Genomic DNA, 19,803 nt, shown 5'->3' on the forward strand with positions numbered 1-19,803 from the left:
TCGGTGTGCTCTAACCGTTGCTAATTTCCGCCAAAGCGTTGGGCGGTGCGTGTGCGTTGAGGTGTCGCACAACCCTACGATTACGAGACGTCTCACGTGTGCGACCTCGACGCCACGTGATTTCGCAAGAGTTCTCGTCTCGCAACCATGTCTCACAACTTCGTGGTGCATGCGAAGTACTAATCTTTGGTTACGAGACACCGAGGAGGTCAAATGTCGAAACTGATCGGCTACGCGCGAGTCTCAACGCGGCAACAGTCCACAGACCGTCAAGAAGTTGACCTACTGGCCGCGGGCGTCCGTCGTGACGACCTCTACGTTGATCACGGAGCATCTGGCGCTCGAGCATCGCGCCCCCGATTTGACCAAGCACTCGCTGCTCTTCAAGACGGCGACACTCTCGTCATCACCACTCTCGACCGCCTGGGAAGATCCACACAGAACATGCTCGCCCTGGCCGAGCTCCTACGGGATCGCGGCGCCGGCCTACGCGTCCTGAACCTCGGCGGCGGCGACGTCGATACGGCAACTCCGATCGGCTCCATGCTCTTCACCATCATGGCTGCCCTCGCCCAAATGGAACACGAAATCAAACGAGAACGCGTGCTCGACGTTGTGAGCAAACGCCGAGAGGCGGGCCTCCCCCTCGGCGGCCGGCCCCGCCGTGTCACCGATAGCCAGATCCGTAGCGCCCTTCACCTCGTGAAAAACGGGGATCCAGTCACACAGGTAGCTCGAGATCTTGGCATGTCCCGAGCCACCTTCTACCGACGAGCGCGAGAACTTGCCGACTGATCTATCTGTCACAACCGAAAGCGACATGCGCGATGAATCGGAACCCCCAGCCTGCGGCGTCGGTGCTCTCAGCGCGTCAAAAAACAGCCCGGGCATGCCCCTTCTCAGGAAGAGGGCATGCCCGGGCTGGGCAGGCGAGATCTCGTTAGCCCCCAGGCGGGCCCAGTAGTACGAGCTGCTCTTCAGACAAGAGCGAGTTGTGCTGCTTGAGCCAGCCCTCGGTATCGACGTACCACGCGCCCGTTTCGACGGCTGTGATCCACAGTTCAATTCGCTCAGTGACAGTAATCCACGGAATCGTGAAGATCCCTTCGCCCCACACAGTGCGCAACGTTGGCGAGTCAGGCGCATCAGGGTCGGTCGAGTCGATCAGGAACGGATCCTGCATGGTCGAGCAAAGCATGACGAGGTTCATTTCGTCGAACTCGATCTGCTCAAGCTCCGCCGCCGCATCGGCAGCTCCCTTCCCAGACCGAATCGCCCCGGGAAGGGGAGGAAAGCTGCCATAGGGCACAATCGTTGACGCCTGCGAGGTGCGCTGGCCGCTCGGGACCGACGTTCCACCACGCCACGCCCATACCGCACGAACGTCTTGCGAGAACCGGAACCCTGCTTCCGCTTCGATGGCGTCGAGCTCTTGCGGGGTGAGCCCGTCAGCGAAATCGTTCCGGAATCCAATGCGGTCAAGTTCAGCTTCGTAGCGCCGCAGCGCGTCGGTCACACTCGCAAACGTCATTGCTCAAAGTTGTTACATACGCGGAACGTCGGTACGGAGCCGGCTGCCGCTGGAATCGGGATCGCAAGGAAGTCCATGGCCTGGCGGTCGCGCACCTTGCAGGCGGTGACAAAGGCACCATAGTAGGTCCCCTGCGCCATGTTCTGCAGATCGTTGATGGGTTTCAGCGACACAGGTGGTGCCGCGAACTGACCGCCTTGCGCTGTCGCATTGAACGGGTACTCATCACACTGCTGATCCGAACCCTTTCCGATGCAACGCGGGTCGCTCGTGTACCAGTCTGTGCGATCCCGATTCTCGTAGTTCAGCGCTACCCATGCTGGGTTCGTGGCGAGGGCTTCGATGTCATGATCGGTCGCCTCAGGGACGTCGCGACCGCTGAGGAAGATCGGCTTGCTTACGCACTCGTTATACGGATCGGTTCCCAATCGCGCGGCCGCGACTTGCTTCAAACACTCGTCCACGGCGACGGAAACTTGTTCATCCGTCAGTCCAGCGTTTCGCAGCTTCACGGACGATACGATTGCGGTCTTCCGCCAGATCGGGCCCAGCGAATCCTGATGTGCAGGTGGCGGGGTCGGAATCTGCGTCTCCGGGGCGACCGTGTTTACCCACGGCGGCGTCGCAACAACTGTCACCCCGTTGTTGATGGAGATGAAGTCCCGAGAGATCGTTGCGATCACGGCCCGACCAGTCGGCGTCGAAGCCAGGGCGCGCAGAACACTGAGCGTCGTCGCACCCGGAGCATTCGCAGCCGCCATGCAAGCGACGGTGTGGTTTGGAAGACTCGACGTCGACCGCGGCCCCGGTACCGTCGCCGTTGCAGCACACACCTCCAACGCCGTCACCGAACCCGCAACCAGCGCGGCAGCCAATGCCGTCTCATCGATCCCCTGGGTGATGGAGCTAATGCGCACGCCCGCGGGCTGTGGCGCCTCAATTGGCTGAGGTGACGAAGCGCCCCGAACGTTCGCAGCGAGCCCATTGAACCGGCCCGTCGTGACGTAGCTGTATTCCGTCGAGCCGCGCGCGTCCCGAAGCGTCGCACGCCATTGCTTGCCCGTCCCCTCAACCCAGATGTCAACCGAGTCATTCGCTCCGGGCGTCCATCCCCATCCACGCAGGCCTGCCACCGTGACGTTCTTAAAGTTGTCGCCGTTCATCATCCCGTACGAACTCATGGCATTCACCAGGTTTCGCATACTGAGGGACGCAGCGGAGTCATAGATTGTCGATGCCTGCGCCGCCACCGGCGACACAAGCCCGACAGAGAGAGCAACCACGACACCCACCCCGACGGCAACTCTCCGCCACGCAGCGCCGAATCGTTTCAACTTCATCAAAAATCTCCTTGCGAGTAGAGGTCGTCGGGAGCGTACCATCGATGTGCATATGACATATTCGACTCTGTGCAACAATCGGGACCGAGATCGCAGATTGACCACGCCGTTGCCCTCGACGGTTCGGTGGCCGTCGCCCCGCGACGAGCCTCGTCGACGGCGTTCCAGCATGTGCCGATCCAGGTTCTCCCAATAGGCGATCCTCAAACGGTCACTGTGCGAGACTCCTGAGGATGATCGGCACGAGTACGAGCGCGTCGCCAATCAGAACGATGAATGCAGCCACCGCAACCGCTTCTGGCAGAAGCACCCACTGTGCGCTCCTTGCGTGACCTGGGGTCCCGCACCTTCCCAACAGCGCCTTGGTTCGACGCTGGCAGCGAGAGAGCCCGTCCTTGTTCCATGCTCGGCATCGGGACAGTAGCCATCCCGCGACGGCGAGAGGGATCAGAAGCAGCACGATCGTGACCACGATGAATGCTGTGTTCACCGGAACGGCGTTGTTGCTCACCAGAGCTATCAGAATCACCAGGGCCAAAAGGTCGGCACCGGTAATGACTCCCCCAACCGTCGCCGGCCCGTTCTGCGCACTACGATCGCGTGACGACGTGTAGACCGATTTCGGTGCAGGGTGCCGTGGCGGTGTCTGCCACGCGGGCGTCGGTCTTGGGCTGCTGGTTGCGTATGGGCATACGGTGCCGGGCCGGTGGGTTCCGACACTGCACCTCGGTGTGTACTGACACATGTGGAGGTCTCCTGGATGTTCGAGGTCGCCCTACTCCTTGCTGCGGCCTTCGTCGTACTATGCGCGGCAGGTACGACATTCGAATCATCAGGGTGTGGTGTTACGTGCGTCCGTCCTCGAACTCACGCGGTTCGCACGCGCCGCGCCAGATCCAGCAGCGCAGCACCTCACCACCGACTGAGCATTCGACGCCAACGGCGTTATCCGTCCATCGCTTGATCTGGACGGGAAGTTGTACGTCGGCGTCACCGAATTGCAGCCAAGCTACGCCATCGAGGATCATCCCGTCCGGAACGATCGTCATCGGTTGTGCGTGCAGGCGCAATGAATCGGCCTGACTTTCGTTCCTATCGGGAGCCTTGTCCGGCAGGGGCCGGGTGGGCTGATTCCAGGCCAGCGTAATACGTGTGCTCGACCTCGACTGGGGTGCGCATGTCGAGCTCTCCGTGAAGGCGCTGGTTGTTCCACCACCACACGTATTCGAGCGTGGCGAGTTCGACTTGCTCGACCGTCCGCCAGGGGCCTCGTTGTCGGATGAGTTCGGTCTTGTAGAGGTTGTTGATCGCCTCGGCGAGGGCATTGTCGTAGCTGTCGCCGACGGTCCCGGTGGAGGGGACAGCGCCGAGTTCGACGATGCGGTCCGTGTAGACCATCGACATGTAATTCGATCCGTGGTCCGAGTGATGCGTCAGACCGGTTAGATCACCGCCGGCGTCCCACGCAGCCATATCGAGCGCCTGCATCGGCAGGATCTCCGCCTTCAGGGTCGCCGCGACGTTCCAGCCGACGATGCGCCTGGAGTAGACATCGGTGACGAACGCGACGTAAGCGAACCCGGACCAGGTGGCGACATAGGTCACGTCGCAGACCCAGAGTCGGCGAGGACCGTCAGCGGTGAACCGTCGATTGACGAGATCCGTCGGCCGCTGCAGCGCGGGATCGGACTTCGTTGCAAACACCCGCTTGGGCTTTCGGACTCCGCGGACGCCGGCGAGCCGCATGAGACGTTCGGTCTGATCCCGGCCGATGACCCATCCCTGGCGTCGCATCAGCGCATGCATCTTCCTGCGCCCGTAGACGCCGTAGTTCTCCGCATGCAGCCGGGCTATCTCGGGAACCAGCAGATCATCCTGCAACCGTCTGGCGGACGGGGGCCTCTTCACCGCGGCTCGATAGCCGCGCGAGGTGAGGAATCCTCTCACTGCTGGTCGCAGGACCTGGCAGATGAGCTCGACCCCGAAACGATCCCGGTGTTCGTTGATGAACCGGATCATCTCGTCGAGGGGTGGTCGAGCTCCTTCGCGAAAAAGATGCTCGCAGCCTTGAGGATCTCGTTCGCCTTCCGCAGCTCCGAGACCTCCTTCTGCAGCCGCTTGATCTCCGCAGCGGCCTCGGTCGTGACCCCGGGCTTCACCCCGGCGTCGACCTCGGCCCGGCGCTGCCACAGCCGCAACGTCTCCGAACTCATCCCGAGTAGCCCGGCCACATGGCGCACGGCGCTCATCATCGTCGGGTGGGACGGCCGTGTCTCCGCGAGCATCCGCAGCGCCCGCTCACGCATCTCCGGTGAATACTTCCTGTTCATCGTCTTCCATCCTTGCTTGAAGAACGGAACGAAAGTCAGGCCGATTCAGCCAGCACTACTGGAAGCTCGTAAAACAGAACCTGATCTGATGCCTACTGACGACCAAATCCGCGCAACCCTCGAGAACGCACGCACGATCGAGATCCTGGCCTCCGTAGAACATACGCGGTGGGCTCACTGGCAAAAATACGTGCACGACCAAGGTCAGCGTCAGCGCGATGGCTCGTTGCTGCTCCCAGCCGAACTAGTCGCTCGATGGGACAAGCAAATAGCCACCAGCTACCCAGATCTATCGGACGAGGAACAACAGAGCGACCAAGACCAGGTGCGTCGCTACTTACCCGCCGTCATCGAAGCGTTGACCAAAGCCAAAGACGACATCTAGCTCTGCGTTTTTAGCGACAGCCACCGTCGCGAATCACAGCGACCGCATGACACGCCGGTTGGAGACCTGCCGAAACCGCCTGCCGAAACCCAACGCGCCGAAAGGGCCGGCTCGACGTTTTCGGCAGGGTACGAGCGTGCCGCGCTCACCTCGAGGTTTCGTCGAATGATTGCGGCTACGTCGTGGCGTCGTTGTTGTCACGCACGAGCTGCCGGATTCGTAGAACGATGGCCGTAGCGAGCAGCACCATTGCGGCGACGGTCAACCACAGGGTCGGCGTCAGACCTCCGAGAAGAATCAGTACCGCGACCGTCAGGGCGAATGCGCCGACGATGCACGGTAGGTTGCCAGGCATGGGCACCGATTCTGCGACCGGTATCGCGCGCCGCTTGCGGGCGGTTGATCGTGCGGTCGATATCGGGTTCGCCATCTTGCTGGTTGTGTGCGGAATCCGATATTTCAGCAGGCATCCGCTCGAGGGCGTGGGCATCGCGGCGCTCGTGCTCGCCATCGGCGCCGGCGTGAGCTATGCGGTCGCCGTGATCGGCAAACGTGCGAGTGATGCGTCAACAGGCCTCGACGTGATCGTCTCCCGGCAGGGGCTCGGACTGCTCCTGGCTACGGGCTTCTGGCTGCCGCTCGTCGTGCTCGCACCGTCGTTCGGCTGGTGCGGGTTCGCGCTGTTCTTCGCCGTGCACCGGGTCATCCGCGGGCGCCTCGCTCTGGTGATCTCCGCCGTCATCGTCGTCGCGGTCAGTGCGGGCCTCTTCCTCATGTCGAACGGCGACGACCTCGGCCTCGTGCTCGGGCCGTTCTTCGGCGGCCTGATCCTCGCCTCCGCCTATGCGTCGCTCGACCGCGCGCTCGATGAGCAGCGGACGCTGATCGACCAGCTCGTCGAGACGAGAGCGCAGCTCGCGCGTTCGGAACGCGACGCCGGAGCCCTCGCCGAACGCGAACGCGTCGCGAGCGAACTGCACGACACCGTGGTGCAGCGCACGGCGACCGCGCTTCTCATGCTCGAATCCGACGGCCTCCGCCCCGGCGAGCAGAGCGCTGCGGTCAGCGGAGCCCGCGATGCGCTGCGCGAAGGGCTGATCGAGACGCGCCGAGTCCTGCACGGCCTGGCGGATCCGCGAACGGATGTGGTGTCGCTCACGGCGGCGCTGCGAGCGCAGTCAGCGGATGCCGGTGCGGAATTCTCCGTATCGGGCGTCGAACGCGACGTGCCCGAAAAGGTCTTGCACGCGCTCCAGCGAGTGGTGCAGGAAGCGCTCACGAATGCGAGCAAGCATGCGCGCGCAGCATCCATCCACGTCACCCTCACCTTCTTCGACGAGGAGGTCGGCGTCGATATCGCCGACGACGGCATCGGCTTCGACGCGGACGATCGGACGAGTCGGACAGAACCTGAAGGCCCGCAATCGGGAGGCTTCGGCATCCGGGCGATGCGCTGGCGCATCGAGTCCCTGGGCGGTGCGCTGACGATCGAATCGTATGCCGGCGAAGGGGCCGTCATCGCAGCCGTCATCCCGACGACCGGAGGAGAACAATGATCCGAATCCTGCTTCTGGATGACCACCCTGTGCTCCGCCACGGCGTGCGAGCGGTGCTCGACACCCAGGACGACCTCGAGGTCATCGCCGACGTCGGAACCGTCGCGGAGGCAGCCGCAGCCGCCGACGGGATCGACGTCGCTCTCGTCGACCTCGACCTCGGCGACGACCTGCCCGACGGCATCGATGCGATCCGTGCGATCCGGGCTGCGAACCCGAAGACGCAGGTGCTCGTCTTCACGGCATACGACTCCGACGCCGACATCGTGCGGGCTCTGGACGCCGGTGCCGCCGGCTACCTCGTCAAAGACAGCCGTCCGGCCGAACTCTTCCGGGCCATCCGCACCGCAGCCCGCGGCGCCGGGCAGCTCGACGGCCCGATCGGCGAGCGGCTCCTCGAGCGCATCGACCGGCCGGAAGAGGCGCTGACCGCCCGGGAGCTCGAGGTGCTCGCCCTCGCCGCGAACGGCCACTCGAACCGTGATCTCGCCCGCGAACTGCACCTCAGTGAGGCGACCGTGAAGACGCACCTGCACCATGCCTTCACCAAACTCGGCGCCGACAACCGGCAGGCCGCGATCTCCGTCGCCATCAAACGCGGCATCATCCGCCTCTGACGCTCAGGCTTCTGTCAGGCGGCTTCAACTGATCGGTTGATGTGCCTGTTCTTCCCGATTCCTAACGTGGAATGCATACCCGCTCCAGGAAGAAGGAAGACCATGACGAACCGCACGATCCTCACCGCATCCGTCCTCACCGCCGTCGCGCTCGGCGCCATCCCCGCCGGTGGCGCCTTCGCCGCCGAGCAGTCGGCCGCTCCGGTCTCAGCGTCTGTTGCAGCATCCGGATCCGACCTGCTCTCCGGCGCACCGTGGGAGACCACCGGCGCCGTCGACCAGGATGGCGAAGACGTCGCACTCACCGACGAGAACGTCGCGAACTTCGTCGGCTGGGCCTACTACAACACCGACGGCACGTTCACGATGTACAACCTCGACGACACCCCGAAGATGCAGGGTGACTGGGCCGTCTCGCCCGATGCCTCCGAGCGCACGCTCGTCGCGAAGGACGACGCCGGCGAGGTCATGTTCGAGCGGGTCGTGCCGATCACCGAGCTGACCGAAGACGTCTTCACCTACCGTGTCGTCCCCGACGAGACCGCCACCGACGTCTACTACGACATCATCCACACGCCCACCGACCACCCCGAGCCCGGAACGACCGCATCGGCCGATGAAGCCGAGACCGACGAGGATGCCGAGACCACCGCTCCGGCGGATGCCGACGCCGATGCCGACGGTGAGCTCGCAGACACCGGCAACGCCGGCCCGGTCGTCGCGGTCGTCGCCGGAGTGATCGCCCTCCTCGGCGGTGCGGCACTGATCATCACTCGCAAGGTGCGCCGCACCCGCACCAGCTGAGTGACCCAGCAGGGCCAGGCCGCGGAACACCCCCTCCCTCCGGCACCCCGCGGCCTGGCCCCTTCTCTCCCGTGCTTCTCGAAAGGACTCCGACCATGAACACCCGATTCCTCCTGGCGACGGCGACCACGGCATCCATCGCCCTGCTGCTCGCCGGATGCGCGGTCGCCGAGCCCCGACCCGAGCCGAGCATCGCTGCCCCAGCGGTCGACGATGCCGAACAGCAGGCGCTCGACGAACAACTGATCGCCGCGGCCTGGGCGAACGACATCGACGAGGCGACCCGTCTGATCGACGAAGGCGCCGACGTGAACGCGAAGGACACCACCGAGCAGAGCGCCTACCTGATCGCCACGAGCGAGGGATTCCTGCCGCTGCTCGAGCTCACCCTTCAGCACGGCGCCGACGTCGGCAGCCTCGACTCGTGGAACGGCACGGGGCTCATCCGCGCCGCCGAGCGCGGTCATGCGAACATCGTGGGACGGCTGATCCAAGCCGGCATCGACCAGGATCACGTGAACAGACTCGGTTGGGTGGCGCTGCACGAAGCGCTCGTCTTCGCGAAGGCCGAACAGTCCGACGCCTACATCGACACCGTCCGCGTGCTCGCGGCAGGAGGAGCAGATATGACGATCCCCTCAGAACAGGACGGGCTGACGCCCCTCGAGCTCGCCCAGCAGAACGGGCTCGACGCACAGGCGCGGATCATCCAGGCCGCGGTCGATTCAGAGGCGGATGCCTCCGACGCCGACCGTCGCCTCCTCGACGCCGCAGAAACCGGCGATGCGGATGCCGCGGCTCTTGCCCTTCGCGCAGGCGCCGACATCGAGGTGCGGAACGATCTGCAACAGACGCCGCTGCTGCTCGCCGCGGCGAACGACCACGTCGACGTCGCCCGACTCCTCGTCGCTCTCGGTGCCGACCCGGATGCCCTCGACCACCAGCACGACACCCCGTGGCTGGTGACCGGTGTGACCGGCAGCGTCGCGATGCTCGAAGCGCTGCTGCCCGCGAACCCCGACATGACGATCCCGAACCGCTTCGGCGGCCTCTCGCCCATCCCGGCGGGGGAGCGCGGCCACGCGGCATACATCGAGCGCGTCGCGCAGACCGACATCGACCTGAACCATGTCAACAACCTCGGCTGGACGGCACTGCTCGAAGCCGTCATCTTCGGCGACGGATCCGAACGCTACGTCGACATCGTCACGACCCTCGTCGACGCCGGCGCCGACATCTCCATCCCCGACAAGAACGGCGCCACCGCGCTCGACCACGCCCGCGACCAGGGCCAGACCGGGGTCGTGCGGGTGCTGGAGTCCGCCGGCTGACGAGTGCGGCGGGTGCTGACCGTGCCGCTGCGGGTGCTCTGGGGAGCATCCGCAGCGACAGGTGCCGGGGCAGGGCCGGTTCGGCGGGGTGGGGCGCGGAGATATTCTGAGGGGATGACCATCGGCGAAGCGATCCTCGGATTCACGGTCGTCGCCGCGATGCTCACCGTCATCCCCGGTCTCGACACCACGCTCGTGCTGCGCTCCGCACTCGTGCGCGGCCGGGCGGATGCTTTCGCCACGGCCCTCGGTATCGTGAGCGCCGTGCTGCTCTGGGGTGCGGCCGCCGCTGTGGGCGCTGCGGCGCTGCTCGCGGCGTCCGAGGTGGCGTACCGCATCGTCACCATCGGCGGGGCGGCCTACATGGCCTACCTCGGGGCATCGATGATCATGCGCAGCTTCACCCGCACGGCGCTCGCCGTCGACGAGACAGCCCAGCCCGTGCGCGGCTCGTCGTGGCGCTCGTTCGGCACCGGCGTCGGCACGAACCTGCTGAACCCGAAGATCGGCGTGTTCTACATCGCGACGATCCCGCACTTCATCCCGCCCGATGCCGCACCGCTGGCGATGGGGCTGCTGCTCGCCCTCGTGCACGATGCGCTCGGCATGATCTGGTTCGCGCTCATCATCTTCGGGGCGGTCTGGGCCCGCAAATGGCTGGCGAGCGCCCGATCGCTGCGCATCATCGACCGGATCGCCGGCAGCGTGCTCATCGGCTTCGGTGCGAAGCTCGCCCTCGAGCAGCGCTGAGACGGGCGGTACGCCGGATCCCGTGATCCGTGCCTGAAGCGTGCTCCAACACCCACGCTTCAGCGTGTTCGATTCTGAAAATGTTTGCGCCAAATCAGTCAGAAGTCTTCACTTTTCAGTGCTGACCTGACTAGCGTGTGTGCGGAAACATCCCGTCGGCGCTGCTCGGATGCGCCGGAGGGTACCCGCGCACCACTCGAAGGAGAGCAGCCCGTGACGCACGAGAGAACCAGAAGATCCGCCCGGCCCCCGAAACTCCTGGCCTCCGCGCTCGTCGGGACGCTCATGTGCGGCGGGATCATCACCGGCGGCATCCTCCCGGCATCCGCTGCTGACCTCATCGACGTCCCGAAGACCGACTACGAGCTGCTCGGTGTCTCGAGCGAGTCCGACGCCTGGCCGGCACCGCCGGCACTCGACGGCACCGCGCTCGCCGCATTCGACGGCGACTTCACCACGCAGTGGACTTCGCGCTACGCCGACGAGGCGCCGTTCCCGCACTGGCTGGCCCTCGACCTGCAGCAGTCGCTCTCGATCGCCGGGGTCGACTACTCCGTGAAGAAGGGGCAGAAGGTCGCGGCGTCCGAGGTCGCCGTCTACGTCACCGACGACGCAGAGGCCGCCGCAGGTTCGCCCTCCGACGGTGGCTGGGGCGATCCGGTCGCGACCGCGACGCTCAACGCTCCAACCGCGGACGACGAGCAGCAGCGCATCGAGTTCGACGAGGCCGTCACCGGCCGGTACGTCGCCTTCGAGATCCGCACCGCGCAGGGCACGACCGGCGGTGGGATCGGCGAGCTTTCGGTGCTCTCCGATGAGGCCGTTCCGGCGTTGCCGGAGCCTGAGCCCGATCCGGAGCCCGAAGAGCCCGGCGAACCGATCGGCGACGTCTTCGAGATCTCGAACGGCGGCACGACCGCGATCCTCGCGCAGGGGTTCCCGACGATCAACGGCTACCGGGTCGGCGACGCCGAGCTCGGCGGACAGACCGGTTACTCGAAGTGGGTCGTCGACGGCACCGAGCGCACCGCGACGACGACAGCTGAGGTCGAGGAGGACATCGTCCGCTACGTCTCGGTTCTCGACGGCGTCGACGCGACCATCCGCAGCGAGATCCGCGTCGACGACGCCGGCGTCGTGCGCTTCGAGGTCACCGAGGTCGACGGCACCGTGAACACCCTCGGGCTGAGCGGGAATGCGTTCCTGACGGCATCCGTCGGCGACGGCGAGGTCGTGCTCGACCGCACCGTCGTCAGCCCCGACTCGCGCACCTCCGCCGATGAGCATCTGCCCGTCACTGCCGAGACGGTGAAGGCATCGGCGAACGCGGCCTATGCGTTTCTCGGCGACGGCGACCTCGTCGGCGGCGTCGTCACGAACGCCACCACCCAGGCGAGCAACGGCACCGCGTCCTGGAACACCCGTCTGACCACGTCGGTCTCGGGTACGGGAGCCGCGATCGGCTCGAGTGCCTGGCTCATCAACCCGACCTCGGCCGTCGACGAGCGCGCCGTCGAGTACGAGCTGCCGCGCGTCACCGTCGTGCTCGCGACAGACCGCAACGACGACGGCTCCGTCGACTGGCAGGATGCCGCGATCGCGCAACGTGAAGCGACTGGCACCCGCTACGGCGGCGAGCGGGTCGCCGACCGCGTCGTCAACCGCATCCCCTTCAACTTCGCCTCGAGCGCGACGAACCCGTTCGACCTCGTGCTCGACAACACGCAGCGCATCGCGAACCAGACCGACGGCCTCGGCCAGTGGGTGCTGAACAAGGGCTTCGGCAGCGAGGGCCACGATTCGGCGAACACCGACTACGGCGGGAACCACAACGAGCGCGCCGGTGGGCTCGACGCGCTGAACGGGCTCGTCGAGCAGGGCAAGGCTCTGAACGCCGACATGTCGGTGCACGTCAACGCCACCGAGGCGTACCCGCAGGCGAACTCGTTCGACCCGGCGACCCTCACCGGCAGTGCGCCGTTCAACCCCGGATGGAACTGGCTGGATCAGTCGTTCTACATCGACCAGCAGAAGGATCTCGGCCAGGGGCTCGTCCTCGACCGGTTCCAGCAGCTCGCCGACGAGGTGCCCGGGCTCTCCGGCGTCTACATCGACGTGTACTACTCCAACGGTTGGGTCGCGGAGGAGCTCGCCGATGAGCTCAACGCCATGGGGCTCGAGGTCGCCACTGAATGGGGCGACCGCTTCGTCGACAACGCGGTCTGGGCGCACTGGCCCACCGACCTGAACTACGGCGGCGTCGAGAACAAGGGCATCAACTCGACGATGGTGCGCTTCATGCAGAACGGCGAGGCCGATATTTGGAACGCCGATGCGCTGCTCGGCCACCAGGACCTCGTCGATGCCGAAGGATGGGCCGGCAACAGCAACTGGGACGGCTTCATCGGCAACGTCTGGGAGGTGAGCCTGCCGACGAAGTTCGTGCAGCACTTCGACCTGCTCAGCTACGAGCAGGACGTCGTCGCCACCCTCACCGACGGCGTCGAGATCACGATCGACGACGGCGTGCGCACGATCACCATGGGCGGCGCGACCGTGCTGCGCGGCGACTCGTATCTGCTGCCGTGGCAGTCGCTCGAGTCGAGCGACGAGACCGGCAGCCCCGTCGACGCCGACAAGATGTACTTCTACTCGGCATCCGGCGGCGAGCACGCCTTCGACCTCACGGCCGCCTTCGCCGGCGCCGAGGAGTTCGTCGTCTATGAGCTCACCGATCAGGGGCGCGAGCGGGTCGGCACGGTTCGGGCATCGGATGCTGCGCTCACGCTCACCGGCGAGGCGGGCACCGCCTACGTTGTGGAGCCCACCGCGGCATCCGCCCGCGCAGCGGTCGAGTACCGCAGCGGCGGCATCGACGACCCTGGCTTCAATGCCGGAACGCTCGACGCCTGGAACCCGCGCGGCGACGTCAGTCTCGCGCGCACCGACGAGGGCGGCCGCAAGGCCGACCCGACCGGCGACAACATCGTCGTGCTCGGTTCGGGTGAGGCGTCGATCTCGCAGCAGCTGACCGGACTCACCCCCGGCCAGGCGTACACGTTCTCGGCGCAGGTCGAGATCGAGGCGACCGAGCAGCGCAACGTCACGATCGCCGCCGACACCGGCACCGGTACGGCGGAACGCCGCTGGAGCCTCTCGCCGACGGTGAACTACATGCGGGCCGATTCGAAGGCGGCGCTGCGCTATCAGCGCGGGTCGGTCGCATTCGTCGCTCCCGAATCGGGCGAGGTCACGGTCTCCATCGCGGCCGCGGACGGCGACGCCGCGGTGTCGATCGACAACGCCCGCGTCATGGTCGACACGACCAGCCCCACCGCATCCGGTGCGGTGTACTCGAACGACTTCGAGGGGAACCAGCCCGGCTGGGGGCCGTTCGTGAAGGGCGATGCCGGCGGCATCGAGGACCCTCGCACGAGCATCTCGCAGCGCAATGATCCGTACACCTCGAAGGAGTGGCGCAACACCGCGGCCCCGCACGCGAGCGGTGCGGTCGCAGGCCTCGCCGTCGACAGCGTGCTCTCGGGCGAGCATTCGCTCATGTCGAACAGCGAGAACAACGGCATCGTGTACCGCACGGATCCGACGCTCGTCGCTCTGCAGCCCGGGCACACCTATGAGATCGCGTTCGACTATCAGGTCGGTGCGACCGGCTCGTACCGCTGGCTGCAGGGCATCGACACGCTCGCCGACGGCGACGTGCGGTCGACGACGCTGCAGGCGACTCGTCTCGAGCAGGCGCTCGAGACGACGAAGTTCTCGCACGAGCTGACCGTCGGATGCGGCGACGCATCGTGGGTGGGCCTGGAGCGCATCGGCGGTGCTGCGGTGAGCTTCGTCCTCGACGACTTCACCGTCACCGATCTCGGCGAGACCCCCGGCGGCACGGCCTGCGCCACGGTCTCGGCGCGCGATGCGGCGCTCGCGCCGGGCGTTTCGACGGTCTTCGAGACGACGTTCACGAATGCCGAGGACATCGCGGTCGAGAATATCGGCGTCGCGCTCGACGTGCCCGAGGGCTACGAGGTGCTGGTCGCCGACGACTCGTCGAACCTCTTCGACGAGGTCGCATCGGGAGAGTCCGTCACCACGACGTGGCTCGTCACGGCGCCGGCGGATGCCGCGGGCACGAGCGCCCGCATCGGCATCTCTGCGACGTACCTCGCCGACTGCGACGTGCGCACGACGGCTGTGACGGTCAACGCCGACGTCGCCTCGCGCGCTCGGATCCCCAACGGGCAGATCTCGGTGACCGCGAGCTCGGAGGAGACCGCCGCCGGGGCGAAGGAGGGGCCTGCCGAACTCCTGCTCGACGGCGACGCGTCGACCATCTGGCACACGCAGTACAACGGGGCGAGCCCCGATTACCCGCACGAGCTCGTCTTCGACCTCGGATCGATCGAGCAGGTCGAGGGCATCGGGTACCTGCGCCGCCCGGCCAACCGGAACGGCCCGATCAAGGGGTACACGGTCGAGGCCTCGACCGATGGGTCCGAGTACGCGGTCGTCGCCGAGGGGGAGTGGGCAGACAGCGCCGACTGGCAGGACGTCGTCTTCGACGCCGTCGACGCGCGCTTCCTCCGAGTCACGGCGGTCTCGCCGATCACCGACGGCACACCGTTCGCCGCCGCCGCGGAGATGGCCGTCTACGGAACCCCGTCGACGGCGCCCGCCGGCCACGCCCCCGCGGTGCGGCCGGATGACGAACTCGGCGACTGCGACACCGCGGTCGACCCGCTGCTGATCCTCGGTTCTTCCTCGGTCCCGGCCGGTGGCAGGGTCTCGACCGAGCTGAGCGGGTTCGCGCCTGATTCGGCGGTCTCCTTCTGGCTCGATGACCGGCGTCTGGCGGGCTCCGCTGTCGACCGCGACGGAGCACTGCGCACCGACGTCCTCATCCCCGCGGATGCAGCCGCCGGCGACTACACGCTGAGCGTGCGCGACGCGGCGGGGGAGACCGCGGCATCCGCTGCGCTCGAGGTGACCGCGGCCGTGGATCCGGCCGGACCGGAGGTCATCCTCGGGGTCGACTCGATGCGCGCGGGCGGCTCGATCGATGTGCAGCTACGCGGCTTCGACGCCGGTGGCGCGGTGCAACTCTGGCTGCATTCCGACCCGGTGCTGCTCGGCCAGGTGGTCGTCGGTGCAGACGGCACGGCACTGGCGACGGTCACCATCCCCGTCTCGACCACGGCCGGGCAGCACGCGCTCGTCGTGACCGACGCGACCGGTGCTGAGATCGCCCGGGCCGATCTCATCGTCAGCGCTGCGGTCGATGCGCCGGACGGCGGCTTGGCGATCACGGGGCTCGACGGAGCGCGTCTCGCGGTCGTGCTGCTCGCGGCGATCGCCGCGGCAGTCGTCGGGATGCGTCTGCGAGTTCGCTCGCGCCGCGGAGTCTGACCCCGCGGTGACGACGGTGCGGTCGCCCTCGGGCGGCCGCACCGTCGTCGTGACCGGCGGTCAGTCGAGCGCCTCCCGCATGACCTCCGCGAGCACCCGGTATCCCTCCGAGGAGAGGTGGATGCGGTCGCCGCTGTCGTTCGCGGGCAGGAGGCGCGTCGCATCGGCGGGGTCGGCGACGGCTGCCGAGAAGTCGAGCACATCGTCGTAGAGGGGGCTCGAGAGCATCCATTCATTGGCCGTCGTGCGCACCGATTCCCGTTCGGCGGTGTACGAGCCGACGCCGTTGAACGGGGTCATGGTCGCGCCGATGACCTGCAGGCCGGCGTCGCGCGCCTGCTGGACGAGGGATTCATAACCCGCGATGAGCTGCGGTGCGCTCACGCCGTCGCCGACGTCGTTGATGCCCTCGAAGAGCACGACGGTCGTCACGCCCGGCACGGATGCGACGTCGTAGTCGAAGCGCTCGACCGCGCTCATTCCCCGGGCGAGGGTCGCGGACGTCGAGTCGATCGTCACCCGGTTCGACGAGATGCCGGCATTCACGATGCCGCGCTGTGCGCCATCCGCGTGCAGGCGCTGCGCGAGCTGAGCGGGCCAGCTGGTGAAGCCATCGCGGGTGGATCCGAAACCATCCGTGATCGAATCGCCGAGCGTCACGGTCGTGCCCGAAGCGGTCGCCGAGATGACGTCGATGCTCTTGAGGAAGAAGAACGACGTGGAGGTCGTCGTGAACGGGGCCTCGGAGCTCGAGGACGCCTGGTCTCCCGCGGCGATGCCGTTGGATGTGAACGCCATGCTGTGGAACGTCGACGTGGGCACATCGCCCTGCACGTAGACGCTCACGATGAGGTTGCGGTCGGGCGAGATCGCCACGTTGACCGGGTCGCTGATCACTTCAGCGCCGACGGGGATCGTCACGCTCGTGCTGCCGCCGAACCGCACGGCGGCCGGCGTGCCGGTCGTTGACAGGCCCATCGCCTGCGGTGCGACCGAGGCGGCGCCGATCGTGAGGGGCGCGCTGCCGAAGCGGTTCGAGAACGTGAGGCGCTGTGCGTTTCCGGTGACCGTCGGGCGAACGACCATGCGCACGGTCTGATCCGAGAATGCGGGACCTCCGGCGGTCAGCGAGGTGCCCCAGGCGGCGACACGGGCGAGGCGGTGGGGTGCGATGACCCACCGCTGGTCGGCATCGCCGGTTGTCGTCGCCGAGACGACGCCGGTTGCGGATGCCGTGAGCATCCGCCCGCTTGCCCGGTTCTGCACCTGGAAACCGGTGCCGTCGGCGACGACCTGCCAGAGCTGGTCATCATCGCCCGTGCAGCTCTGCTGTGTGAGAGCGCCGCCGGTGGCCGCGGCATCCTGCAGGCAGAGCCCGCTGTTCACATTGCTGATGCGGTGAACACCTGGGGAGACCTGCGCGAACCACCAGGACTGGGCGGCCGAACCGCGCTCCGCGGAGGTGATGGCGCGGGCCCCGGCGGAGGTCGAGATGCCCGCGATGTCGAGTTGGGCATGCGAGGGGGAGGCGCTCAGAGAATAGGCGCCGGGGGTGATCTGCACGGTTTCCTGCGCCGGTGCGGCCGCTGCTGTGCTCAGAGCCACTGCTCCCATCATCATCACGGCGGCGAGTGCCGCCGACATCCATCGCTTCATGTGCGCTCCCTCGTCTCGGTCACGACGTCGCGAGCGGGTGAAGCGTCGTCGATTCTGACAGCACAGTAGCAGGAGATCGGACGTCAGATGTCTAATGGCGAGAAAGAGGCGCGGCGCGATCAGCGCACGACGAAGCGCACCGTGTTCCCCCAGGGGTCCGCGGTGACGAGAGCGGGGCCCGACGAATCGTTCTCGACGCCGGCGTCCGTCAGCCGGGAGGCGATGTCGTCGATATCGGATGCGGCAGGAACCGTGACCGTGAGCGCGCGGAGGCCGGCGGTCTCGCCGCGCTCACCCGCGCCGCTGCTCTGCCATGTGTTGGTGGCCACGTGGTGGTGGTACCCGCCCGCAGAGTAGAACAGGGCGCCGTCGCTGGCAGCCGTCACGTCGAACCCGAGCACGCCGGAATAGAAGGCGAGAGCCTCATCGAGATCTCCGACTCGAAGGTGCACATGCCCCATGGTCGCGGTGCCGACGGCGTCATCGGCTAGGTTCTCGTCGATGAACTGGTTCGGGTCGAGGAAGGCGCTGCCCATGACGACCTCGCCGTTCTCCCACACCCACTCGTCCTCGGGGCGGTCGATGTAGAGCTCGACGCCGTTGCCCTCGGGGTCGCCGATGTAGAACGCCAGGCTCACGGCGTGGTCGGCGCTGCCCTGGTAGGACTGCGGTGAGAGCTGCGCGATGCCGGCCAGGGTCTGCGCGAGAGAAGCGGCATCCGGGTAGAGCAGCGCCGAATGGTAGAGCCCTGCGCTCGTCGGATCATCGGCCCCACCCGTCGTCGCGGTCAAGCGGATCAACGACTCGTCGTGCCCGAGCGAGACCGACTCATCCGACTGCTCGAGGATCTCGAGGCCGAGGATGTCCCGGTAGAAGGCCGTCATCGTCGGCAGGTCCTGCACGGCGATCTCGATCTCGCCCATGGCGGTCGCCTCGGGAAGCCGCGCGGCCGGATCCGTGATGACGGGGCCGGCTTCGACGGGCCCGGAAGACTGTTCCGATGTCGGCTGGGCCGTCGGTTCGGTCGATCGCTCGGAGAGCGCCAGTCCGATGATGAGGACGGCGAGGGCCGCGATGATGATCGTCGAGCCGAAGATCCATCGAGCGGTCGGGGAGAGGCGAGTGCTGGTCGGGGCGGTCACGTCGGAATGGAACGACCGTTGCCGCGGAATTGTTCCCGCGGCAACGAAATTCGATCGCGAGTGTTCGGATCAGTACCAGTTGACGGCCTGCGAGTGGCCCCAGGCCGAGCACGGGGTGCCGTACGCGCGGGAGATGTAGTCCAGCCCCCACTTGATCTGCGTCGTGGCGTTGGTGGCCCAGTCGTCGCCGAAGCTGGCCATCTTGTTGCCGGGGAGCGACTGCGGGATGCCGGTCGCGCCGCCGTCGTTGTTATAGGCCTGGTAGTTCCAGTTCGACTCCTTGTTCCACAGGGAGTTCAGGCACGAGAACTGGTCGGCGCCCCAGCCGTACTGGTCGGCGGCGATCGTCTGGGCCGTGCGGCGAGCGCCGTCCGGCGTGTTCGCGGCGGCGAGGGCAGCGGCGGCCGCTTCGGCTGCTGCGGCCTTCTCGGTGGCGGCATCGATGCGGCCACGAAGGGCGGTGGTCTGAGCCTCGACGAGTTCGGTCTGCATGGACATGGCGGCGGTGGCCACGGCGTGCGCGAACGCGTCATCGGCATCGGTCGCGCCGTCGAGGGCGCCGACGAGTCCGTCGGTCTGGATCGTGATGGGTTCGGCGCCGAGGTCGAGATCGGTGGATGTGGCGTCGAGAGCCGTGGCGGCGGCGGAAGTGAGCGCTGCCCGCGCGGTGGTCGCGGTGACGGCGCCGGTGGCGGCGTTCAGTCCGACCTGCGCGCTTTCGGCGATGGTCGTGCGAGCGGATTCGGATGCCGCAGCGGGTGCGATGCTGGCGAGTCCGAGGGAGGCGATCAGGCCCAAGGCGAGGCCGGCGGTGACGGTGAGGACGGTGGTGCGGTGACGGGGCGTGGAGAGCGAGTGGGTTTCGAGCATGACGAACGTAACGATCCTTTGAGGTATCCGAGAGCCGCGTCGTGGCGGCAGTCGCGCCGTCGGGGTGGGC

General features: G+C 66.7%; 17 protein-coding genes. 8 read left to right on the forward strand and 9 right to left on the reverse strand.

Annotated elements, in window-relative coordinates; genetic code table 11:
* Positions 1-213 precede the first annotated feature (213 nt).
* A complete protein-coding gene (locus tag Q0Z66_RS02310; protein WP_298037270.1) occupies positions 214-795 on the forward strand; it encodes a recombinase family protein in 582 nt (193 codons plus the stop codon).
* A gap of 145 nt (positions 796-940) precedes the next feature.
* Here the strand turns inward: Q0Z66_RS02310 and Q0Z66_RS02315 are convergent, their stop codons facing one another.
* From Q0Z66_RS02315 to Q0Z66_RS02335, 5 genes are all read right to left on the reverse strand, one after another.
* Positions 941-1,516, reverse strand: coding sequence for a hypothetical protein (locus Q0Z66_RS02315; protein WP_298037271.1), 576 nt, complete (start codon positions 1,514-1,516; stop codon positions 941-943).
* An 11-nt stretch (positions 1,517-1,527) separates the two neighbouring features.
* The gene (locus tag Q0Z66_RS02320) at positions 1,528-2,871 is read right to left on the reverse strand and encodes a hypothetical protein (RefSeq protein ID WP_298037273.1); all 1,344 of its coding nucleotides are present in this window, start codon (positions 2,869-2,871) and stop codon (positions 1,528-1,530) included.
* Between the two features lie 211 nt (positions 2,872-3,082).
* Positions 3,083-3,382, reverse strand: a complete 300-nt coding sequence (locus Q0Z66_RS02325; RefSeq protein WP_298037276.1) for a hypothetical protein — start codon at positions 3,380-3,382, stop codon at positions 3,083-3,085.
* A 334-nt stretch (positions 3,383-3,716) separates the two neighbouring features.
* Positions 3,717-3,920 (reverse strand): hypothetical protein, encoded by a 204-nt coding sequence (locus Q0Z66_RS02330; RefSeq protein ID WP_298037278.1) that lies wholly within the window; start codon positions 3,918-3,920, stop codon positions 3,717-3,719.
* Between the two features lie 43 nt (positions 3,921-3,963).
* A protein-coding gene (locus tag Q0Z66_RS02335; protein ID WP_298037280.1) for an IS3 family transposase occupies positions 3,964-5,201 on the reverse strand; the annotation gives its coding sequence in 2 pieces (ribosomal slippage) (positions 3,964-4,916 and positions 4,916-5,201; 1,239 coding nt in all).
* A 16-nt stretch (positions 5,202-5,217) separates the two neighbouring features.
* Between Q0Z66_RS02335 and Q0Z66_RS02340 the strand changes: the two genes are divergently transcribed.
* Entirely contained in the window at positions 5,218-5,586 is a 369-nt protein-coding gene (locus Q0Z66_RS02340; protein ID WP_298037282.1) for a hypothetical protein, read from the forward strand.
* A 175-nt stretch (positions 5,587-5,761) separates the two neighbouring features.
* Here Q0Z66_RS02340 and Q0Z66_RS02345 read toward each other — a convergent pair whose 3' ends face one another.
* Positions 5,762-5,941 (reverse strand): hypothetical protein, encoded by a 180-nt coding sequence (locus Q0Z66_RS02345; protein ID WP_298037285.1) that lies wholly within the window; start codon positions 5,939-5,941, stop codon positions 5,762-5,764.
* Here Q0Z66_RS02345 and Q0Z66_RS02350 point away from each other — a divergent pair.
* The 6 genes from Q0Z66_RS02350 to Q0Z66_RS02375 all read left to right on the forward strand — a co-directional run bounded on the left by Q0Z66_RS02350 (position 5,940) and on the right by Q0Z66_RS02375 (position 16,065).
* Positions 5,940-7,142, forward strand: coding sequence for an ATP-binding protein (locus Q0Z66_RS02350; RefSeq protein WP_298037288.1), 1,203 nt, complete (start codon positions 5,940-5,942; stop codon positions 7,140-7,142). The genes Q0Z66_RS02345 and Q0Z66_RS02350 overlap by 2 nt on opposite strands.
* Positions 7,139-7,759 carry a response regulator transcription factor gene (locus Q0Z66_RS02355; RefSeq protein ID WP_298037291.1) on the forward strand — a complete coding sequence of 207 codons (621 nt, stop codon included), beginning with the start codon at positions 7,139-7,141 and terminating at the stop codon, positions 7,757-7,759. Before Q0Z66_RS02350 ends, Q0Z66_RS02355 begins: the two co-directional genes overlap by 4 nt.
* A 102-nt stretch (positions 7,760-7,861) precedes the next feature.
* On the forward strand, positions 7,862-8,563 hold the full coding sequence (locus Q0Z66_RS02360) for a DUF4822 domain-containing protein (protein WP_298037293.1): 702 nt from the start codon (positions 7,862-7,864) through the stop codon (positions 8,561-8,563).
* Positions 8,564-8,658: 95 nt separating this feature from the next.
* Positions 8,659-9,894 carry an ankyrin repeat domain-containing protein gene (locus tag Q0Z66_RS02365; RefSeq protein WP_298037295.1) on the forward strand — a complete coding sequence of 412 codons (1,236 nt, stop codon included), beginning with the start codon at positions 8,659-8,661 and terminating at the stop codon, positions 9,892-9,894.
* A 114-nt stretch (positions 9,895-10,008) separates the two neighbouring features.
* Complete coding sequence (locus Q0Z66_RS02370) at positions 10,009-10,644, forward strand: LysE family translocator (RefSeq protein ID WP_298037298.1); 636 nt, start codon at positions 10,009-10,011, stop codon at positions 10,642-10,644.
* 213 nt (positions 10,645-10,857) lie between these two features.
* Entirely contained in the window at positions 10,858-16,065 is a 5,208-nt protein-coding gene (locus Q0Z66_RS02375) for an endo-alpha-N-acetylgalactosaminidase family protein (RefSeq protein WP_298037300.1), read from the forward strand.
* 60 nt (positions 16,066-16,125) lie between these two features.
* Here Q0Z66_RS02375 and Q0Z66_RS02380 read toward each other — a convergent pair whose 3' ends face one another.
* The 3 genes from Q0Z66_RS02380 to Q0Z66_RS02390 all read right to left on the reverse strand — a co-directional run bounded on the left by Q0Z66_RS02380 (position 16,126) and on the right by Q0Z66_RS02390 (position 19,733).
* Positions 16,126-17,721, reverse strand: coding sequence for a GDSL-type esterase/lipase family protein (locus Q0Z66_RS02380; RefSeq protein ID WP_298037301.1), 1,596 nt, complete (start codon positions 17,719-17,721; stop codon positions 16,126-16,128).
* A gap of 119 nt (positions 17,722-17,840) precedes the next feature.
* Positions 17,841-18,863, reverse strand: coding sequence for a VOC family protein (locus Q0Z66_RS02385; protein WP_298037303.1), 1,023 nt, complete (start codon positions 18,861-18,863; stop codon positions 17,841-17,843).
* Between the two features lie 69 nt (positions 18,864-18,932).
* A complete protein-coding gene (locus Q0Z66_RS02390) occupies positions 18,933-19,733 on the reverse strand; it encodes a phospholipase (RefSeq protein ID WP_298037306.1) in 801 nt (266 codons plus the stop codon).
* Between the last annotated feature and the right edge of the window lie 70 nt (positions 19,734-19,803).

Origin of the sequence: uncultured Microbacterium sp., assembly GCF_947632095.1 — a bacterium.
GTDB lineage: Bacteria > Actinomycetota > Actinomycetes > Actinomycetales > Microbacteriaceae > Microbacterium.